The following is a 21023-nucleotide window of genomic DNA, read 5'->3' on the forward strand; positions in this document are numbered from 1 at the left end:
TCTCGAGTTTCAAAATCGTAAAAAAATGTCTCAATATTTACAAAAACTTCATATTAAGGCGTTCTACACTATGATTTCTCAGGAAAATTACTTACCTTTGCAGTAACAAAGTATTAACACTTACTTTTGTTTCATAGTATACAATTTTATATTAGGCTGACCAAATCTCGCCATTCGTGAGAATCGCGGGTGTAATTTAAAGAACTAGACATTATAAGGTTCGCATCAGATCATCATCTGATGTTGTTTTAAGTTAATTATTTACCCTCTGCGGATTGTGAAATTCGCAGAGGGTTTTTTAATGTAACAACACATGGGAACAGTCCCACTGTGAGAGGTGAATTTAATTTTGCTTTTTCTTGAACATCAGATTAACGCCGCTCTGAAATTCTGTAGGCGTAATGCCAAAGGAGAACTTAAAGGCGCTGATGTAGGCTGCTGAATTCCTGAAACCACACATACTGATAATCTCATCTGTCGAGAGGTCTGTGTGCTCCATGAGTAACTTTGCAGCATATTCTGCTCGCAGCGAGTTAATATAGTCAAGTGTTCTGGCGGGGTCTTTATAGCGAGGCACCAGTTTGCAGAACGTCTCCTCTGTAACTCCCATAAACTTAACCAAGGCATCATGGTCGAAGTCAGGATCCGCAAAGGGTCTCTCCTTATTAAGACGAGCATCCATCTTCACGAAGAAGTTCTGCTTGTCGTCCTTCTGGCCCTCTATGGCTTCCCTGGTCTTCTTCAGCTTGTCTTTCAGAATCTTTTCCTGCTCATCAAGAGATGTCACCTCATCGCCCACAATGGCACGATAGTCGTCAAGTGCCGTAAGGATGCGTCGAAGCTGTTCGTTTCGCTGACTTACAATCCTGTTATAATGTATACTGAAGGCTCCCATCACGATGAGCACTACCACGATAAATACGAGTATCACGATGATGTGATTAGCATCGGATAGCGTATAGCCATTGGCGTAACAGAAGGGAGTCGCCAATAATAGCATTGAAACACTTGAAACAATTCTCTTTTTCATCATTAGATTGTTTTTGTTTTATATCATGTTTGATGTAAAGCTCGTTGAAACCGTCTAGTTTCGTTATCTTTATGGATGCAAATATAAACAATTTGTAACAAATTACAAAATTCTGAGCTGGTTTTTCTTCAAATTTTGTAAATTCTGAGACTCTTTTTTACGATTTTGAAACTTCAGGCTGCGTTTTTCCCCTTTTATCTAAGAAAAATGATTGGAGATATGAATAAGGGAGCCCCAGCTATGTGAAGCATAAGAAAATCTCTTGAAACGTTAATTTATTGAAAAACGATAAACTTTTATCGATTTAATTTGGTTGATAACAGAATAATATATACCTTTGCATATCGAAAATCAATAAATAACAAAAATAAAACGATAAAAGAATATGGAAACTAAAGCATTATTCAGCAAAATGATTAAGAATTGGCCAGGCCTTATCTTCCTATTGGCTCTGGCATGTCTCATGGCTTGGTTGATGACGGACGACATCAACAGGATGCAAGCTGCCACCACGAACTATGAGTACTATAAGAACTTCATTTATCTGATTGTCAACATCGCCATCACCTATTTCTTCTGCATCGTCATGCTGATGGTATTCTTTACCTATATTAATAAGCAGTACTCGAAGTGGTGTGTGCGTCTGTTCTATGTGCTGGGCATATCAGTTCTGGTTTATTACGTAATAGCAGGCCAGTTTAACACACATATGTTTAACATGATTGAGAGCGACCACATTGAAGAGTATCCCAAGATGGCACATAGGTTATATACTGGTCCGCTGTACTGGATGTTTGTTGGCTACTTCTTTGTTCCCAAGATTCTGAAGGACGCCAGGAAGATGAAGGAAGAACAAGACTTAACTATTTGAAGCCATGGGAAGAATCATCGTTAATTTAGATGTGGAACTGGCTAAGCGTAAAATGTCGCTGAGTGAGTTGGCAGAGAAAGTTGGCCTGACACTGGCCAACCTCTCAATCCTGAAGACGGGCAAGGCCAAAGCCGTACGCTTCACCACCCTCGAGACCATCTGCCGCGTGCTGGACTGTCAGCCAGGTGACATTTTGGAGTATAGGGACGAGGAATGAGATAGTCAGTTCTCATTCTCTGTCATCTTCATGACATCATCCACAGAGAACTTGCCTGAGAAGACCATGAGGGTGACCTCGTCATCATCCTCGTCAACCTGCATGAGTACGATGGACTGCTGTTTGTTCTGTGTAAAATAGATGTTGACCTTCTGATCATCATCGTTTATCTGCATCAGCACCTCATACTTATCGCGAGTAAGGATGGTCTTGACCTCGTTCTTCAGTTTCTTGCAGGCGCTCTTTTCGTCAGAATGGATAATCTGGATGCCACTCAACTTGTTGGAGAGGGCTTTGATATCCACATTGGGGATGGAGGGCGTGTTGTTCTTGCCTGCCATAGCCAGCATATACTTTGAAATAAAGACATAGGTCACATCCTTCATGTCGGCATATTTCTCGAATGCCTTTACCTGGGCGCCTGCATTAAGACTGAAGAGAGCCACCACGGCGCAAAGCAGGAATTTGATGATTGTCTGTTTCATACTATTTCATTACTTTTAATCGTTCGTTCAATGTATTCTCGGCCTTGTCGCTCAGCACCTTGGCTTTCTCCAGTTGTCCCATGCCCTTGTTCAGGTTGGCAGCCAAGAGCAGCAGCGCACGCTCAGCCTCCTGTTGTGCCACGACAGGGTCTTGGTAAGTGTCCTGCTCAGCAAGGTTCGTGTATTTTTCTTGGCTGAGTATGTGATAGCCCACGCCAAAGACAAGGGCGACGCAGGCTGCAGCAGCTGTGTAGCGCAGCACTCTGGGAAGGGGGAGACGACGTGTGACAGCCTTTTTCTTCTTCTCTTCTTGCTCCCATTCGTCAATCTTGTTCGAGAGTCGTTGCTCCAGCCCTTCTGGGATGGGAATCTTCTCTAAAGCTTCAAAGTTCAGTTCGTCCATGTCTTTGTCATTTTTTGGAATTGCTGTTTCAGTTTCTGTCGCGTTCGCATCACAATGATGCGGATATTACCTTGCGAGAGGCCTGTGTCGCGTTCTATCTCTTCATAGGAGCGGTCTTCCACTAGATGCATTCGGATGATTTTTCCGTCACGCTGTGGCAGTTGCCCGATAAGTGTTTCCATCTGCGATGCCTCGTCGCGTGAGTCAATCTGACTGTCCAGGCTGCTGTCGTCAGGCGGTTCAGTGTGGGACTCAATATCCTCAGAGGCGTTGATATGTTTCTGACGTCGCTGACTGACGAACAGGTTTCGCATCATGACGACAAGATAAGCTTCCGTCGCTACCACATCAGCTAGCTCCTCGCGCTTCTGCCACAACTTCAGATACAAGTCCTGAAGCAGGTCTTCGGCATCCTGCGCATTGCCCGTCAGCTGGTAGGCTACCCTGTAGAGTAGCCTGTGATGAGGCATAAACCGTTGCTTAAACTCCTGTGCGTCCATCTGCCACGACAGCTCTTTAGTTTGTTCCAGACATCTTCTTTAACAGTTCGGACAGGTCGAGGGTTCCATTGATAACCACCAGCTGTGCCTCATCATCCTCTATAGACATGATAACATTAATAGTCTTGTCACCCTCCTTAGCCTGACATATCTTAACCGTTTCACCATCCTCGCCATTCATGTCAACCAGCGTCTGCCATTTTTTACCTTTCAGCAACTTCTGGGCCGACTTCTTCAGTTTGGCAGCAGATTCTTCTTCTTCGCAATGGAACACCATGATATCGTCAATCACCTTGACAATCTCACTGGCAGTATTGCCCAAATTGATGATGTCGCCAACTTGAACGCCATTGCCCTGCTCAGCTGCAACCTCAAGCATGGACTTGTCAATGTGGACAAACTCCACACCATCGATTTTTGCCAACTTATTGAAGGCCTTGCTCTGAGCATGAGCACAAATGCAAACCAAAGACAAAACGGCACATACTGCCAACTGTTTCATAATCCTTTTCATACGATTCTTTCTTTTTTTGTTAATGAATGATTGATTTTTTACTGTTAGAATGTCATCGTCAGACACTTCTATTCATACTAACGCCAGTTTCTTGGTGTTTGTTACAAAGAATCATCATTTTTTTTATAAAATAATCAAGGGGGCAGTATTTCCGCCCCCTTGACTGTTATAATATAATAAGGTGTTAACGCTTCATCAGGATCTTGCGACCATTCTTGATGATGAGACCCTTATAGTTGGCATCGACCTTCTGACCCTTGAGGTTGTAGATGACCTCCTTCGTAGGCTCAGCCATGATGACTGACTCAATGCCAGTGTTCTCTGTGCAGATGAATTTCACCTTGTCGATGTTACAGTTGGCACCTGTGATGGTGAAGCGGATAATTTGCTGACCCTCTGTCAAGTTCTTAGAGAGCTCGCCCTTCACTACCTTGTAGGTACCCCAGTCGTTGTTGGCAGTCTGAGGCACATCAACCTGAGCCAGCTTGGTGCTCACCTTGCCATTCTTCACCAGTCCGATGCTGAAGCCAGAGCCTGTAGAACCAGACGATACGGTAGCCTCGTAGCTGTACTTGCCAGGAGCGGTGACATTGACAGTATATTCTGTCCACTCGTCCACAGCGGTATAGCCGATGCAAGTTCCGTTGTTGCCCTTCACCAGGTCGAGGCCTTCGTTGTCGGAACGATAGTTAGCATCGCCCTCGTCGTTAGAGTCTTTGTCGTGGAATGACACACCCTCGCCACCCTTGTCGAAGTCCTCGGCCTGGATGATGCCAGGAATGGTGATGACGTTCTTATAAGGACCACGCAGGGCGTTGACCTTCAGCGTCTTCTTTGCTGATGTCTTTGACTTACCATCAGCATTGGTGACTACAGCAATGATGGTCTGAGATCCTGCCATCGTAGGCACATATTCAAACTTGTATGGCGTGGTCTCAGGGAATTCAGTCATCGTACCAATCAGCAGGTCGTTGGCATAGATATTCACCTCGGCAATGGGACTGTTGGTTGACCTCGGTGTCACGCTGATAACAGTGGTGTCGCCAGCAGTTAACGTTGAAGGCTGAATAGAGTTGATGGTCATCGCCATGGTCTTATCTTCCTCATATCGCTTGAAGCTCAGGCTCTTGATATAGAAGCCGCCTTTATCGACGAGCAGGGTGATGACGTGACGACCAGCACGCAGAGTGTCCTGTGTCACATAATGCAGCTTGTGATAGTCGTTGATGCCCTCCGTCTTGGGAACAGTCAGATACTCTGTGATATAAGTGAGGTTTTCTGGAGCATATTCTGCCAGATGGAACATACCACCATTCTTGTTAGAAGCCACCTCAGCATCGATAGCGTAGATACCGTCCTCTGCTACATCAACTGTATATTCCATCCAGGCGCCATCCTTCGTGGCTGAATTAGTGCGAGAGGCGCTACTATATGTTACACCAGATGCACCCTTGTCGTATTCTGTCACGTTAATGATACCAGGAATCTGTGGGACGGTCTCGTTGTAAGGCTCGCGCTTAGTGGTACTTGACAGTACGTTATAGCGACCATAGCGCTCATAAGTGGTGCTGTCGGTAGCGGTAACCACAGCCTTGGTGTTCAACCAGCCAGTCTTGCTGGAGGTATATTCAAAGATGTAGGGGGCCTCTGTCTTGGTGCCTACCAGTTCTTCACCTACATAGAAATCCACCTTTGCAATGGTCTTGGTGGCCAGTTTGGCACGTACGCAGATGGTCTGCACATCGTTCTTGGCTACTTTAAGAGAAGCAGGACGGATATAGATAGAAGCCTCTTTCTTGGTGCCAGGGAAGGGACCCACGGCATTCTTGGCTGCATCAGTCTCCATATACTCCTTAATCCAGGTCATAGCAGGACGTTCTGTTCCATTTCTGTAAAGACCAGAGTTATCCACCCAGGTCCTTCCTAGAACATAACCCCACAGGGTGACGCCAGCACAATAGGGAGCTTCCCACATGGCAGGTAACACCTTCTGATACTGGGCCTTCTGCTGGGCATCGTCAGCCTTGTCGATATCCAGCTCTGTGATGAACATTGGCATCTTCAGAGCATCCTGCTGCTTCTTCAATGCATTCCTTAGATTGGTCTCACTGATATCGTTCACATCGTGCGACTGGTTGCCATAGGCATCGATAGGCGCTCCAGCATCGCGCAGGGTGCGAACCAAATCGATGTAATTATCAATATCCCACAGGATAGAGTTATAGTCATTATAGATAAGGATGGCATCTGGCCAACGCTCATAGGCCATCTCAAAGGCCTTGATAAGCCAGTCGTAGCCAGTCTTTCCGCCACCACCCAAAGTTTCCTTCATCATGGGGTTGCCCTGCTGGTGCATACCTACAGCTTCGTTCACCACGTCAATCATGGGCAGGGTCTTATATTTGGTCTTGGCTTTGTTAAACCAGTTGGTCAAGGCAGAGAAACGCTCCTTAGCCGAGAGACTCTCCAGCCAGCCAGGATACTGGGCACCCCACACCAGGGCGTGGAACTTGTAAGTGAAGTTATGGTTCTTAGCGTAATTGAAAGCGTTGTCGGCACCACTCCAGTTGAAATTGCCACGGTTACCTTCTACAGACGACCATTTGGACTCGTTTTCACAAGTAACCTGATTCCAAAGCTGATAGAACTTTGGAACACCACCACCAGCATCCATCTGATAGCCAGTAGTAATGTTACCCAGATACTTATATGGGTTTTGTGAAATTTGTGCATTGGCTTGCTGAGGCATCAAGAATGAAGCCATCAAAAGCAGACCTACGGTAGGTAAATGTTTGAGCATATACATCGAGTATTTAGTTATTGAATATTCAATGCAAAGGTAGTGCTTTTTTTCAATAATGAGTTTCAAATATGTTTCATATTAGTTTTTTTTTTGCAGAAAAGTTGCAATATGTGGAATAAAATGCGTATATTTGCGCTCTCATGATGAAATAAAGGTAAAAACTAATACTCATATGAAGAAACTGTCATCTTTTCTCCTGCTGTCGCTCCTCGCCGTCTGTGCCTGGGCGCAAGGACCTAATAACTCTGGCACCTACTATCAGGATGCCAACGGCAAGAAGGGGGCTGAACTCAAGACGGCCCTTAGCTCCATTATCTATAACCGTACAGAACGCAGCTATGGTGACCTCTGGACTGATTTCATGACTACTGATGCTCGTCCTGACGGCAAGGTATGGGATATGTATTCCAACATCACCGACTTCATCTTTGGCACAGACCAGGATCGTGGTAGTGGCGGAAGTACAGAAGGCGAATATTATAATCGCGAACACTCATTTCCCAATAGCTGGTTTGGGGGTAAGGTACAGCCTATGTATACAGACCTTCATCACATGTATCCTACTGATAAATTGGTTAACAATAAGCGCGGCAACAATCCTTTTGGCGAGACCAATGGTGAGAGCTATAAGTCGGCCAATGGTTTCAGCAAACTTGGCAGCTGCACCATTGAGGGATATACAGGTATAGTATTCGAGCCTAACGATGAGTACAAGGGCGACTTTGCACGTACCTATTTCTATATGGTAACCTGTTACGAAGAAAAACTGCCAGATTGGTACAATAACTACTCCGAGTCACGCCCCACCCTCGATGGCAACAAGTATCCTGGACTTACTGAATGGCAGTTGGAGATGCTGATGAAATGGGCCAAAGATGATGCTGTAAGCGAAAAGGAAGTCAATCGCAACAATGCGGTCTATGACATCCAAAGCAATCGCAACCCCTTCATCGACTATCCTGGACTCGAGGACTATATCTGGGGCGACAAGAAGGATGTGGCCTTCAGCTACAACAACTATGGTGGCGAAGAAACAGGAATCAAAGATTCCAAAACCTCAATTCTCAAACCTCAAACATCAAACCTCTTCGACCTTCAGGGCCGTCGAGTGACTCATCCAACTAAGGGTCTTTACATCATGAATGGACGCAAAGTGCTGTTGAAGTAAATGAATGAGAAAACGCGCCTTTTCATCGAGAGAAATCTCAATGCCGACATCCGTCAGCTGGCGTTGCAGGGCAGCAAGGATTCAGAGGTAGACCTGCCCTTGGCATTGCGCCAGATAGCAGGCCGACAGACAGCCCGTCGAAAGTTGCCTTCATGGGCAGCCCTCGACGGACTGCTGTTCCCGCCTCACCTCAACATGGAACAATGCAGCAGCGAACAGACAGCCCGCTATAAGGCAGACATCTGTCGCCGCCTGCTGGAAACCCATCACGATTCTCCCTTCACCCTTCACGAACCTCCTGTCACCCTTCACCCGTCACCCTTCACCAACTTAGTAGACCTCACAGGCGGCTTTGGTGTGGACTTCTCGTGGATGAGCAAGGCCTTCGACGAGGCTACCTATGTGGAGCGCGATAGCGAACTTTTCGCCATTTCATCGCACAATTTCGGCCTTGTGAACTTTGTGAACTCTGTGAAAACGCTGAATATGGATGGTATCGACTATCTGCACCAGCTCACTCATGCCACCGTCATCTTCCTCGACCCAGCCCGTCGTGATGATAAGGGAGCACGCACCTACGGCATTGCCGACTGCACCCCAAACGTGCTAGAGATTAAGGACGAGCTGCTGCAAAAGGCTGATATCGTCATCCTCAAGCTCTCTCCCATGCTCGACTGGCGCAAAGCCATCAGCGACTTAGGCGAGCAGAATGTCCATGAGGTCCATATCATCTCTGTGCAAAACGAGTGCAAGGAACTGCTCCTGGTCCTCTCGGCCTCGCAGCCAGCCCCACCCTATGCCCTCTTCACCATCAATCTCCTCTCCGACGGCACCTCCCAGCAATTCCATGTCCCTTCACCCGTCACCTGTCACCCTTCACCATTACTATCCTCCCTTCACCCGTCACCTGTCACCCTTCACCAATATTTATACGAACCCAACGCCTCCATCATGAAGGCAGGCTGTTTTCAGGAGTTGGCACAGCACTATAGTGTTCAGCCCTTGGCCCCTAATAGCCACCTCTTCGTCTCTGAACAGCCCATCGCTGACTTCCCAGGCCGCAGCTTTCAGATTTCCGCTATTTCATCGATGAATAAGAAGGAACTGAAAACCGTCCTAAATAATATCCACAGCGCCAACATCACCACTAGGAACTTCCCCCTCTCCGTTGCCGACCTCCGCAAGAAACTCAAACTTGCTGATGGTGGCAACGTCTATATCTTCGCCACCACCCTTGCCAACAACCAGCACGTCCTCATTATCTGTCGTGTGAGTGAGGGGTGAGTATCCTTGCAGCAAATTTCTATTGCAAAGCCTGAAACATAAGTTTCAAAGCCTGCAACACAAGTTTCAAAGCCTGAAACATAGGTTGCAAAGCCTGCAACGAAAAAAACTACCTTTGCAGGGAAAATGATTAAGAGTCCTTGCTGATTAAAAATATTGGAGTCAGTGAAAATATTTTTCTCTAACCCCAATAATTACTGGTGTAAGCATACACAGCAGATTACGTTAGTAAATCTGTCATGTTAAATTTTTATCAAGTTATAGCGTTGCAAGGTCGCAATAGAACTATAATGTATAAGACATTCTTATTGTCTTATATACTCACGATTTCCAACTCTAAAGGTATTTTCATCGATGAAGACTCCTGTTAGAAGGGGGCTGAGAGTGTAATCATTCTCTGACCCTTATGCTTTTCTATTGAGGTTTTAGTCCAAAGATTTGGTCAGTTCGATTACAATTTTGAATAAAGAAACAGAAGATCGTATCTTTTGAAAATCAAAACAAAATTAATAGAAAACTTGCGTATTTCAAAATTATTATTTATCTTTGTCCCCGAAATGAGAATAGTATCACATAGAAGATTGGTTGAGTTCTATAGTTCGGAAGGACATGGAGACTCACAGGCAGCTCTCGAACGCTGGTACGACACAGCCGAAAAAGCAGATTGGAAGAACCTATCAGATATCAAGGTTGATTTTCCTGCTACAGACTACGTTGGCAACCAGCATTACGTGTTCAACATCAAGGGGAATAAATATCGCTTGATAGTAGTGGTTAAATTCACAATAGGACATATATTTATCCGATTTGTGGGCACTCACAGCGAATATGATAAGATAGACGCAGCAACAATTTAGAATAAGGAGGAAAGAATATGGGTAAGATTACAAAGGAGAAATACGAATTTGCATTGGCACGCATTGAGGAACTGCTGCCGATAGTTGATGACAACACCCCTGCGAACGATCGCAATGCGGTGGAGCTGACTATGATGTCGGATATTGTGATAGATTATGAGAAAGAACACTACCCTATTGCTAAGCCTACTGTAGCACAGCTCATACAGTTATCGCTTGACGAAAAGAACATGAGTCAGAAGCAACTGGCAGATGAGATTGGAGTAAGCCCGTCGCGTATTAGTGACTACATTTCTGGTCGTGCTGAACCTACACTTAAAGTCGCTCGTTTGCTTTGTACGACACTTGGCATAACACCTGCAGCAATGTTAGGTTGTTAGAATTGTGTCTTTTTCGTGCCTTAGCAACCAGGTACTTTAATAAATCAGTTCAGGAAAAACAGGCTGACGCCAACGACGGAGATGATGGCACCAAGGACGGCACGCCAAGTGATTTTCTCGTGGAAGAGCCAGTAAGAAGGCAGAATGATGATGATGGGTGTCATAGCCATCAGGGTGGAGGCGATGCCAGCACCAGTATATTGCACAGCCATGAGCGAGAAGCCCACCCCAACGAAAGGTCCAAAGATAGTGGTGGCTGTGGCAACGCTCAAGCCCTTTTTGTCGTGCATGGCTTCACGCAAAGGTTTGAACCCATCACGAAACCAAAGTAATAATGAGAAGCCGATGATGCCTGCCACACAACGATAGAAGTTGGCATTAAAGGGCACCAGCCACTCAGGCATATCAGCAGAGGCGACGTAATGGTCCATGCCAATCTTGCTTAACACCAGTCCAATACCTTGACATACTGCTGCCCCAATGGCGAAGAGCACACCATTGAGGGGCAGTTTCAGCGACACTTTATGATGCTCGCCACGTCCCAGTACTGAGATGCTGATACCCAGAAGCGTCACCATCATAGCCACGATGCTCATGGCGTTCATCTGCTGACCTAACGTCACCCAGGCCATCAGGGCGGCAGCCAATGGGGCCAGCGTCATGAAGAGCTGTCCATAACGCGAACCTATTATTATATAGCACTGGAAGAGGCAGAAGTCACCTATGACATAACCCACGAGTCCTGAAAGCAGCATCCAGCCTGCGGCTTCAAACGATGCTCCTGCTGGCAAGGGACTTCCCGTTGCCACAGCAAAGAGCACCAGCGAGAATACCAGTGCCAAAGCCATTCGCAGCACATTTAGTGTCAGGTTGCCCAGTCGTTTTGAGCCAAACTCGCTCAGCAGCGCCGTTGCTGTCCACGAGAACGCTACACCTATTGATATCAGTTCTCCTAAGTATGTCATAGTCTGTTTTGTGTAAAAAATCATCCAGGTCTTTCGGCCTGGATGAGATATTTGTTAAAGATGTAATGTCTGTTAGTCAACGCGCTCCTTTACTTCCTCCTGGCGAACGCGAACCTTCTTCACCTTTCTGGTTTCCTTCTTCTCTACCTCTGCATCCTCGTAGACGGTAACCTTGAAAGTACCCTCACCAGTGATGATGACGCAACGGTTCTTGTCGTTCTCCTCAAACGGCTGAACGGTGTCGCCCTTTGAGTCGGTCTTGATGCGAGAAGCGTCGATGCCGTGCTCGTCGACCAGCTTCTTGGTCACGTCCTCAGCACGCAGCTTAGCATACTTCGCATTGATCTTTGGAGTACCAGTGCCCTTGTCGGCATAACCTGTAACTGTGAATACTGCATCGTCGCTGGTCTTCATCAGGTCGGCCACCTTCTTAATGGCTTCGTCAACACCAGCAGCCTTGTCAGCATCGCTCTGGGCAATCTTGAAGAAGATGGCCTCGTTCATGTTCTTCTTCTCCTTCACTTCCTTAGGACGCTTCACGATCTCCTTGGTAACGTAAGGCTCGTCAACCTCGATGGTATCAACAATCTCAACCATCTTGGTGATGTACTTAGGAGCAGCGCTCTTCTGGTTGAAGCGGAAGCTCAGACCCAGCATAGCGGTGAACATCCAGTCGTCAGAGTTGTTGGTCTTTGAGTTGAAACGGTCGCTCAGCGAGTTGGCGTTAACTTCGAGAGAGAGGCCAAGGCGCTTAGCCTGATTCGTCTCCACACGCAGACCAGCACGCAGGTTGTGGCTCAGACGGTTCTTGTCCCATGCCAGCGGCGTAGCGTTAGCAGGCAGGTTGAGACCCTTCAGGTCATCGTTGTCCCAAGCATAGTTCAAACCAACACCACCCAATAGGATGACATTCAAGGCATGAACCTGCTTCTTGCTAAAGATGTTGCTCAGGTTCAGCAACAGGTCGAGGTCGGGGGTCACATACTTCCACTTATAGAACTGGTCGTTGTAACCACTCTTCGACTCCCATGCATTGACGTGCAAACGGGCTCCGACAACAGGTGTGAAATAATGTCCGAACGACAGGGCTGCCGTTGGGGTAATCAGTTTGTCCATCTTGGCATCAGTTGACGTCAGCTGAACGCCACCCTGGGCCTCAACAAATGAAAAGGACTTAACTCCCTCTTGTGCCTGAACGGCACCAGCCATCAGCATTGAAAGAGCTGCGGCGAAGAACATTTTTTTGGTATTCATGTGCTCTAGATTGTTTAATGAGTTATTGTTTGCGTGCAAAGATAATGCTTTTTTCTGATATTATCACTAATTTTATCATTTTTTTTCTAATTGATGTCCATATTTTCTAAAAAAATCACTACCTTTGTACATTGTAATAAATAAAGAGGAGAAAATATGTCGTCAATAGAGATTAGACGTGTGACCGACAAGCAAGGACTTGAGGCATTCATCCAGTTTCGTTATGACCTGTATAGGGGCAACAAATACGATGCTCCCAATTTGTATAGCGACGAGGTGAACACCTTGACTCGCGAGACGAACCCTGCCTGCGATTTCTGCGATGTGGAGTATTTCCTGGCTTACAGGGACGGAAAGGTGGTGGGCCGAGTGGCTGCCATCATCAACCGTCGCTATAATGAGCAGTGGAACCGTCCAGCCGTACGTTTCGGCTGGTTCGACTTCATTGATGATGTCGAGGTCAGCAAAGCGCTGCTGAAGGCTGTGGAGGACTATGGTCGCGAGCAGGGCATGAAGGAGATTATCGGCCCGTTGGGATTCACGGATATGGACCCAGAGGGCATGCTGACCAAGGGCTTCGAGGAGCTTAACACGATGGCGACGCTGTACAACTATGAGTACTATCCGCGCCACATGGAGCAGATGGAGGGCTACGAGAAGGACAATGACTACGTAGAGTATAAGGTGTTTGTGCCGAAAGAAGGTATGCCTGACAAGATGAAGCGCGTGGCTGAGCTGTGCATGCAGCGCTATAACCTTCATGCGCCTAAATTGAAGCGCAGCCAGGTGTTCGGTCCTGAGCAGTACGGACAGAAGGTGCTCGACGTGGTGAACAAGACCTTCGGACATCTCTATGGCTATTCGCAGATGACGCAGAGGCAGATTGATGTCTATGTGAAGCAGTATTTCAAGTTCTTCAGCATGGATATGCTCTGTGTCATTGAGGACTGGAACCTGCCTGACCATCCAGTTATCGGCGTGGGAATCACCATTCCATCGCTGACTAAAGCCTTGCAGAAGTGTCACAACGGCAGGCTGCTTCCTTTTGGCTGGTGGCATATTATGCGTGCCTTGAAGTTCCACAAGACAGACATTGTGGACTTGCTACTTGTCGGCATATTACCAGAATACCGCGCAAAGGGTGCAAATGCGCTGCTGTTCTATCATCTCATCCCCGTTTACCAGAAGTATGGCTTCAAATGGGGCGAGACCCATGTGGAGATGGAGTCCAACGATAAGGTGCAGGGCCAGTGGATGTATTTCGACCACGAGCAGCACAAGCGCCGCAGGTGCTATAAGAAGAGTTTGGTGAAAGGTGAAGGGTGAAAGGTGAAGAGAAAACGTTATGGCAGAAGATAATATTAGCATCGGAAAAGAGAACGAAAAGATACAGTACGACGAGGACAATATCCGTCACTTGTCTGATGTAGACCATATCCGTACTCGTCCTGGTATGTATGTGGGTCGCCTTGACGACGGCTCGAAGGCCGAGGACGGCATCTACGTGTTACTCAAGGAGACCATCGACAACTCTATCGACGAGTTCCGCATGAATGCTGGCAAGCGAATAGAGATTGACATCGAAGACCATCTCCGAGTGAGTGTGCGCGACTATGGTCGTGGTATCCCTCAGGGAAAGATCATCGAGGCCGTCAGCCAGCTGAACACTGGTGGTAAGTACGACTCGAAGGCCTTTAAGAAATCTGTGGGTATGAACGGCGTGGGTATCAAGGCCGTCAACTTCCTCAGCTCTCGCTTCGAGGCCCACAGCTATCGTGACGGACAGGTTCGTAAGGTGGTCTTCGAGAAGGGTATCCTGAAGAGCGACGTCACTGAACCCTCTGAGGACGAGACGGGTACCTATATCTTCTTTGAACCTGACGACACCTTGTTTAAGAACTACTCCTTCCATGATGACATTGTGGAGACTATGCTCCGCAACTATACCTACCTGAACTCAGGCCTCGCCATCATGTATAATGGTCGCCGCATCTACTCTCGCAACGGATTGGAAGACCTGCTCAACGACCGCATGACCAACGACGGCATCTATCCTATTGTCCACCTGAAGGGCGAGGATATCGAGATTGCCTTCACCCATTCCAATCAGTATGGTGAGGAGTACTACTCGTTTGTCAATGGCCAATACACCATTCAGGGCGGTACTCACCAGAGTGCTTTCAAGGAGCATATTGCCAAGACCATCAAGGAATACTTCGGCAAATACGAATATGGCGATATCCGCACAGGTATCGTGGCTGCCATAGCCATCAATGTAGAAGAGCCTATCTTCGAGAGTCAGACAAAGATCAAACTCGGCTCGCTGACGATGTCGCCTGATGGTGTGAGTATTAATAAATATGTAGGCGACTTCATCAAACAGGAGGTGGACAACTACCTGCATATCCATCAGGATGTGACGGAAGTGCTGGAAAACAAGATCAAGGAGAGCGAGAAGGAACGTAAGGCGATGGCTGGCGTCACCAAGCTGGCCCGCGAGCGTGCCAAGAAAGCCAACCTGCACAACCGCAAACTGCGCGATTGTCGCATCCACTATAGCGACATCAAGAACGACCGCAAGCAGGACTCGTGCATCTTCATTACTGAGGGCGACTCGGCCAGCGGTTCTATCACCAAGAGTCGTGACGTCAACACGCAGGCTGTATTCTCTCTGAGAGGAAAACCCCTGAACACCTTTAAACTGACGAAGAAGGTGGTCTATGAGAACGAGGAGTTCAATCTGCTGCAGGCGGCCCTCGACATCGAAGACGGTCTCGACACCCTTAGATATAATAAGGTGATAGTGGCCACCGATGCCGATGTCGATGGTATGCACATCCGCCTGCTGCTCATCACCTTCTTCCTGAAGTTCTTCCCAGAGCTGGTGCGCGAAGGTCATGTCTATGTGCTGCAGACTCCCCTCTTCCGAGTACGCAATCGCCGTACGAAGATAAGAGACAAGAACATCATTGCTGAGAACGATGCCAAAGGTGGCAAGAAGAGCGACTTCATCACCCGCTATTGCTATAGCGAGGAGGAACGTCTGGCTGCAATCAAGGACCTGGGTCCTGACCCTGAGATTACGCGTTTCAAGGGCTTGGGTGAGATCTCTCCAGAGGAGTTTGCTGGCTTTATTGGTCCAGACATCCGCATGGAACAGGTGACGCTTCATAAGCACGACCAGGTTCAGAAACTGTTGGAATACTATATGGGCGACAATACTATGGAGCGCCAGAACTTCATCATCGACAATCTGGTCATCGAGGAAGACCGTCCTGAAGAAGAGGAGGAAGAATAAAGAAAGTAAAAGTAGAAACAACAAAATGAAGAAAAGAAATAATAGCTGGGTACAAAGACTTTTCGTGGGCGTTTTGCCGCTTTGCCTGTTCTCCTTTCTACCCATAAAAGCTCAGTTGATAGTCACCGACAATCGCGCCAATGCTGAGTCGCAGTTGCGAAAGCTCAGCATTGCCGAGATGGCCATCAAGAGCCTCTATGTGGAAGAGGTCGACGAACAGAAACTTGTAGAGGATGCCATCCGCGGCATGCTCGAGAAGCTGGACCCCCACTCCACCTATACCACACCCAAGGAGACGAAGGCGATGACTGAACCCCTCAACGGCTCATTCGAGGGTATCGGCGTACAGTTTAATATGGTCGAGGACACCCTCATCGTCATCCAGCCCGTCATCAACGGTCCGTCAGAGAAGGTGGGCATCGTGGCAGGCGACCGCATTGTGATGGTAAACGATACCGCCATCGCTGGCGTCAAGATGTCAAAAGAGGAGATTATGCGCCGTCTGCGTGGTCCCAAAGGCACCATCGCCGACCTGCGTATCGTCCGTCCTGGCATCAAGGACCTACTGACCTTCAAGGTGAAGCGTGACAAAATTCCCGTTCATACCGTCGATGCCTCTTATATGCTCAAGCCTGGCGTGGGCTATATCCGCATTGGCAGCTTTGGCGCCACCACCTACGATGAGTTCAAGGAACGCATGGCCCAGCTTAAAGCTGAGGGCATGAAAGACCTGGTGCTCGACCTTCAGGAGAATGGTGGCGGCTATCTGCAGGCGGCTGCCGACCTGGCTGGCGAGTTCCTCGAGCCTGGTGACCTCATCGTCTATACCGAGGGCCGACAGGTGCCTCGTCGCGACTATAAGGCCGACCGCAACGGCTCGTTCCGTCAGGGGCGCCTTGTGGTGCTGGTCGACCAGTTCACCGCCTCTGCCGCCGAGATTGTTACTGGTGCCATCCAGGATCAGGACCGTGGTCTCGTCGTGGGTCGTCGCACCTACGGCAAGGGCTTGGTACAACGACCCATCGAGCTGCTCGACGGCTCTATGATCCGTCTCACCATCGCCCATTACTTCACCCCCTCGGGCCGCTGCATCCAGAAGCCCTACGAGAAGGGCGACAAGAAGAGCTACGACAAGGACCTGCTCAACCGTCTGAACAGTGGTGAACTGACCAATGCCGACAGCATCCATTTCGCTGACTCGCTGAAGTACCAGACGCTGAAAAAGCAGCGCACCGTCTATGGCGGCGGTGGCATCATGCCCGACTATTTCATTCCGCTCGACACCACTCGTTACACCAGATACCATCGTGAGCTGGCCGCCAAGAGCGTCATCATCCAGCAGAACCTGCGCTATGTCGACAAGAACCGCAAGGCGCTGAAGAAGCAATACCCCGACTTCGCCAAGTTCAAGGCGGAGTTCGAGATACCACAGTCTCTCGTCGATGCTATTGTAAAAGAGGGTGAGAAGCAGAACATCAAACCCAAGGACGATGCCGAGATGCAGCAGACGCTGCCCTACTTAAAGCTCCAGATGAAGGCGTTGATAGCCCGCGACCTCTGGGACATGAACGAATATTTCTCTGTGTTCAACGAGGATAGCGAGGCAGTAAAAAAAGCCTTAGAATTACTACAATAATAAGGTCACACGGAAATCACAGAAATCACAGAAACTTATTTTAAGACTCCATGCGCAGCCAAAATTTTCTGTGATTTCTGTGATTTCTGTGTGACAATTAAATTACTTCACCACTCTCTTTATACCTTTATATATATATAGGCCTTTCTGCGTAGGCTTACCATCGATCTTCCGACCATCCAACGTATACCAAGCGGCGTCAGCCTTTTCTGTGATTTCCGTGATTTCTGTGTGACCCATAACTGTCTGTGTGCCTTCATCGAAGTTCATTCGTGCCGCAGCCACTTCTCCAGCCGTGAGTCCGTTCTTTAGCTTGAAATAGGCGCGGCAAGCACCTAAAGAAGCGTTCTCTTGAGGCCAGAACAACTTATTATTGGCACCAACTAAGAGAACGCTATGATTATCCTCTTTTATGAAATGATAATTATAGACACCCAAGAAGTCTACGTAGGTAGTCGTTGTCACATCCCGATATGTCTTGTCAATCTTGACGCTGTTAAACACGGGATCAACAATGTTGTGTGCGTCATCGTCCTTGTAGTCCACAGCCTTGTCCCATCTGATGATATAAGGCTTGCCTGCCTCCAATGTAGCAACGGGGTCGCTGAAATTCAATGTCAGGGAACCATTGCTAAAAGCAGATTCAGTAAGCGTGCGAGCCTCAGCGCCCTCAAGCGGTGTGTCGCTGAAAGTCAGTTCATCGGTATTGTCACCATCGGTCACATTGAACGGCAGACAGATAGTGTTCCAGTCGCCGTCTTTATATAACTTGCGGCCGTAGAGGGTGGCACTGACTGTCTTACCATCATTGTCCTCGATAATGTAGTAGTTCTCCTTGGAATTGTCAATGACAAAAGAGACACTAATGTCTTCTGAAATGATTGGAGTTCCGCCAGTCCTACTTGTATAGAGTGCAACTGTATTGACACCACTATGGATTGGAATGAAGGGGAACTCCATCACAACATTCTTGCCGGCACCAACGTTGAGCGTCTTACCAACAATGGCAGTACCATTGACACGCAGGACAATATCACCATTGTAAGGACCTGTTCCACCTGTGATGGTGGCGGTAGCTATATACTCATGACCTGTCATATGATCTCCTGTGATAGAGAGCGTCGCGGTGGGAATAATATTCGCTGGGATGGGAACATTAATGGTCAGATTGTTGCCACTGATGGTAGCCGTCATCTTATAGGCGTCGCCATCGAAGCATTCCTGCCAATTCGATTCGCCATGGGGCCGACTCATGACCTTAATATAATATGTGCCGTTGCCTATGCCTGAAGGGATGGAGAGGTCGTTGAGCGTGACCTCGATAGTCTCGTTCCAATTTTTCGTCTGGTTCACAGCATTTTCACCAAGCGTTTGTATCAAATTTCCACTGGCGTCCACCAATTGTACAGTTGTGTCGAACGTATGACTGCCCCCACGGTAATAGTTGTAGACCTTGTAATAGAGGCTGATGCCAGTGAAGGAATCTGTAGAGGCTTCGCGGGTGAATGTCTTGCTTGACAATATTTCATCGCTGCCGCCAAGGTGCAGACCTTCCAGCGAGAGGCAGTAGTCCGGATTATTATCGACGGGAGGCTGAATACCGATGACAGCATCTTGCCCCCAGCTGAAACCATCATCACGAGACAAACCGCAGTAGCCATTTTTGTAGGGACTGAGCAATGACAGAAGGAAATAGCCATTACCACCGCCGCCCCAGCCCCAGTTGATACTGAAATAGTCGGCTTCATTTTCGTATTTATAGCCATCGCAGATAAACGAATGGCCTCCACCACTACATTGCCCTCCCAACGCTACGGGACGTCCGGCAGCCAGCTCGCTGTAGATGAGACTCACCCAAGCGTCGTAACTGTAGTTCTTGCGGTAGCAATGTTGGATGCCGCCATCAAAGCCAAAATAAGTCTTTAGTGCATAGGGAATATCCTCGCTATAGGCCTCTGAAGAATTCAGACCATACATCATGAATAGTGACGTGCCGGCATACTGCATCAGTTTGGCCACAGCATCGGCAGACTCACCCGTACTGCTTGAAGTATAGGTGGTGGTCATTGCCGCCCAATTGAAGGAGGTGGCACTGAGCCCCGTTACTTTCATAGTGAACTCTTCTTTTGCCTTGTTCTTGGCTGTGAAGGAATAGCCCGGGATAGCCGTGCTGGCGGCGGCAGAGAAACCTTTGCAATAATGATAATACATCAGCTGTGCTACGGTCGTGGCCACGCAACCTGTCAACGTGCGATCACCATCAATCTCTGGACAGTAGTTATTATACGGCGTGCTTTGCCCCCAACGTGTGGTAATCAGCGGTTCTACAGGATCACCTGCAGAAACCCTGTTTGCTCTGCCGGGTACTTCCGTATCACCTAATAGCGCTATCTGCTCCTTGTAGCCATCGAGCATATAGCGCAGACCATCAGGCATGTTGTTGGGATCGATGGTGCCGTTGTCGCTATAGCCCACGATGGGTACGGTACGGTCATCATTGCTCACGATGACAAAACCGCCCGCATCGCTCAGGCCAAACACATAGAGTCCACTCACCTGTCCTATCGCCTTTATTTGCGAGGCAGGCTTACTCTTGGGGGCACCACCCTTCCTGGCGAAGTGACTGTTGGCAAAGTCCTGTGCCTTCTGTAAGGCGTCAGCCGCCGTCACCTCCTCGGCATATACGCTGAAACTGCTCATGGCAAACAATACCATCAGCAGCGCGGCACGCCGCAGCATGCTTGTCATCATATTCATTTGAAGATTTGTCAGATTTGTAAGAATTCTTGCGTCCTCCTTTGCACCTTGGTCCTTAGAATCTTATTCCTCGTCCCAGTCGTCATAGTCACGGCTACGGCCACTTACGCTGCCGCCACCACCATAATTGAGATCGGCGTTGCCGCTGACGCCATTCACTTTATCACTTCCTGCCAAGATGCTCATTCTCTGGTTGATCTTTACTACCTGCATCTGAGGCTTTACATAATTCTTTTTCATGTTGTTGTTATGTTGTTGATTATAATTTCAATGGCCGAGCGTGCTCATTATCACACGCTATTCGGTTGACAATGCTCGTGCAAGCCGAATGCAGAGTCAAGTTTTACTTGAGCTATGCTGAGGCGATGCCGAGTTTCGCAGCCTTTCGGCTGCAAAATTACTAATTTATTTTATAATAAGGTGTAAAATCCAGAAAAAAATCACGAAATACGCACAAATTCTTCTAATTTCACACAGAATGCAGATTACACAGATATTAATTGTCCCATGGTTTTGACATAATAAATAAGGGATTAAGTAAGACATATGTCTTACGCTAGAAAAAGTTGACACAAAGTCAACGTAAAATGAAACAAGAAAA

The 21023-nt window shown here is 47.8% G+C and carries 19 protein-coding genes; 9 read left to right on the forward strand and 10 right to left on the reverse strand.

Features of this window, described 5'->3' with window-relative positions; genetic code table 11:
• Nucleotides 1-343: 343 nt before the first annotated feature.
• On the reverse strand, nucleotides 344-1033 hold the full coding sequence (locus Q0R57_RS03545; RefSeq protein ID WP_294743969.1) for a helix-turn-helix domain-containing protein: 690 nt from the start codon (nucleotides 1031-1033) through the stop codon (nucleotides 344-346).
• Between the two features lie 409 nt (nucleotides 1034-1442).
• Here Q0R57_RS03545 and Q0R57_RS03550 point away from each other — a divergent pair, with 409 nt between their 5' ends.
• Complete coding sequence (locus Q0R57_RS03550; protein WP_294743971.1) at nucleotides 1443-1901, forward strand: hypothetical protein; 459 nt, start codon at nucleotides 1443-1445, stop codon at nucleotides 1899-1901.
• Between the two features lie 4 nt (nucleotides 1902-1905).
• Nucleotides 1906-2118: a helix-turn-helix transcriptional regulator gene (locus Q0R57_RS03555; protein WP_294743973.1), complete on the forward strand. Its 213-nt coding sequence runs from the start codon at nucleotides 1906-1908 to the stop codon at nucleotides 2116-2118.
• 5 nt (nucleotides 2119-2123) lie between these two features.
• Here the strand turns inward: Q0R57_RS03555 and Q0R57_RS03560 are convergent, their stop codons facing one another.
• The 5 genes from Q0R57_RS03560 to Q0R57_RS03580 form a co-directional block, all read right to left on the reverse strand.
• Nucleotides 2124-2603 carry a DUF4252 domain-containing protein gene (locus Q0R57_RS03560; protein WP_294743975.1) on the reverse strand — a complete coding sequence of 160 codons (480 nt, stop codon included), beginning with the start codon at nucleotides 2601-2603 and terminating at the stop codon, nucleotides 2124-2126.
• A 1-nt stretch (nucleotide 2604) separates the two neighbouring features.
• Entirely contained in the window at nucleotides 2605-3006 is a 402-nt protein-coding gene (locus Q0R57_RS03565; RefSeq protein WP_294743976.1) for a hypothetical protein, read from the reverse strand.
• Nucleotides 2994-3506 (reverse strand): RNA polymerase sigma factor, encoded by a 513-nt coding sequence (locus Q0R57_RS03570; RefSeq protein WP_294743978.1) that lies wholly within the window; start codon nucleotides 3504-3506, stop codon nucleotides 2994-2996. Before Q0R57_RS03570 ends, Q0R57_RS03565 begins: the two co-directional genes overlap by 13 nt.
• A gap of 16 nt (nucleotides 3507-3522) precedes the next feature.
• Nucleotides 3523-4020, reverse strand: coding sequence for a DUF4252 domain-containing protein (locus tag Q0R57_RS03575; RefSeq protein WP_294743980.1), 498 nt, complete (start codon nucleotides 4018-4020; stop codon nucleotides 3523-3525).
• Between the two features lie 184 nt (nucleotides 4021-4204).
• The gene (locus Q0R57_RS03580; RefSeq protein WP_294743982.1) at nucleotides 4205-6820 is read right to left on the reverse strand and encodes an endo-1,4-beta-xylanase; all 2616 of its coding nucleotides are present in this window, start codon (nucleotides 6818-6820) and stop codon (nucleotides 4205-4207) included.
• Nucleotides 6821-6995: 175 nt separating this feature from the next.
• Between Q0R57_RS03580 and Q0R57_RS03585 the strand changes: the two genes are divergently transcribed.
• From Q0R57_RS03585 to Q0R57_RS03600, 4 genes are all read left to right on the forward strand, one after another.
• Nucleotides 6996-7991: an endonuclease gene (locus Q0R57_RS03585; RefSeq protein WP_294743984.1), complete on the forward strand. Its 996-nt coding sequence runs from the start codon at nucleotides 6996-6998 to the stop codon at nucleotides 7989-7991.
• Nucleotides 7992-9275 carry a class I SAM-dependent methyltransferase gene (locus tag Q0R57_RS03590; RefSeq protein WP_294743986.1) on the forward strand — a complete coding sequence of 428 codons (1284 nt, stop codon included), beginning with the start codon at nucleotides 7992-7994 and terminating at the stop codon, nucleotides 9273-9275. It abuts the gene before it with no gap.
• A gap of 557 nt (nucleotides 9276-9832) precedes the next feature.
• Complete coding sequence (locus Q0R57_RS03595) at nucleotides 9833-10132, forward strand: type II toxin-antitoxin system HigB family toxin (protein ID WP_294744013.1); 300 nt, start codon at nucleotides 9833-9835, stop codon at nucleotides 10130-10132.
• Between the two features lie 17 nt (nucleotides 10133-10149).
• Nucleotides 10150-10512 carry a helix-turn-helix domain-containing protein gene (locus Q0R57_RS03600; protein WP_294743988.1) on the forward strand — a complete coding sequence of 121 codons (363 nt, stop codon included), beginning with the start codon at nucleotides 10150-10152 and terminating at the stop codon, nucleotides 10510-10512.
• A gap of 44 nt (nucleotides 10513-10556) precedes the next feature.
• Here Q0R57_RS03600 and Q0R57_RS03605 read toward each other — a convergent pair whose 3' ends face one another.
• Entirely contained in the window at nucleotides 10557-11477 is a 921-nt protein-coding gene (locus Q0R57_RS03605; RefSeq protein WP_294743989.1) for a DMT family transporter, read from the reverse strand.
• 72 nt (nucleotides 11478-11549) lie between these two features.
• The gene (locus Q0R57_RS03610) at nucleotides 11550-12731 is read right to left on the reverse strand and encodes an OmpA family protein (RefSeq protein ID WP_294743991.1); all 1182 of its coding nucleotides are present in this window, start codon (nucleotides 12729-12731) and stop codon (nucleotides 11550-11552) included.
• A 156-nt stretch (nucleotides 12732-12887) separates the two neighbouring features.
• Here Q0R57_RS03610 and Q0R57_RS03615 point away from each other — a divergent pair, with 156 nt between their 5' ends.
• Genes Q0R57_RS03615 through Q0R57_RS03625 form a run of 3 tightly spaced genes read left to right on the forward strand, consistent with a single transcriptional unit; the run spans nucleotide 12888 to nucleotide 17665 of the window.
• Nucleotides 12888-14057, forward strand: coding sequence for an N-acetyltransferase (locus tag Q0R57_RS03615; RefSeq protein ID WP_294743994.1), 1170 nt, complete (start codon nucleotides 12888-12890; stop codon nucleotides 14055-14057).
• Between the two features lie 19 nt (nucleotides 14058-14076).
• A complete protein-coding gene (locus Q0R57_RS03620; protein WP_294743996.1) occupies nucleotides 14077-16029 on the forward strand; it encodes a DNA topoisomerase IV subunit B in 1953 nt (650 codons plus the stop codon).
• 25 nt (nucleotides 16030-16054) lie between these two features.
• Nucleotides 16055-17665 (forward strand): S41 family peptidase, encoded by a 1611-nt coding sequence (locus Q0R57_RS03625; RefSeq protein ID WP_294743998.1) that lies wholly within the window; start codon nucleotides 16055-16057, stop codon nucleotides 17663-17665.
• A 102-nt stretch (nucleotides 17666-17767) separates the two neighbouring features.
• On the opposite strand, the gene Q0R57_RS03630 is transcribed toward Q0R57_RS03625, so the two are convergent.
• A complete protein-coding gene (locus tag Q0R57_RS03630) occupies nucleotides 17768-20416 on the reverse strand; it encodes a C10 family peptidase (RefSeq protein ID WP_294744000.1) in 2649 nt (882 codons plus the stop codon).
• 69 nt (nucleotides 20417-20485) lie between these two features.
• Complete coding sequence (locus Q0R57_RS03635) at nucleotides 20486-20662, reverse strand: hypothetical protein (protein WP_294744001.1); 177 nt, start codon at nucleotides 20660-20662, stop codon at nucleotides 20486-20488.
• Nucleotides 20663-21023: the final 361 nt, after the last annotated feature.

Origin of the sequence: uncultured Prevotella sp. (assembly GCF_946407605.1) — a bacterium.
Taxonomy (GTDB): domain Bacteria; phylum Bacteroidota; class Bacteroidia; order Bacteroidales; family Bacteroidaceae; genus Prevotella.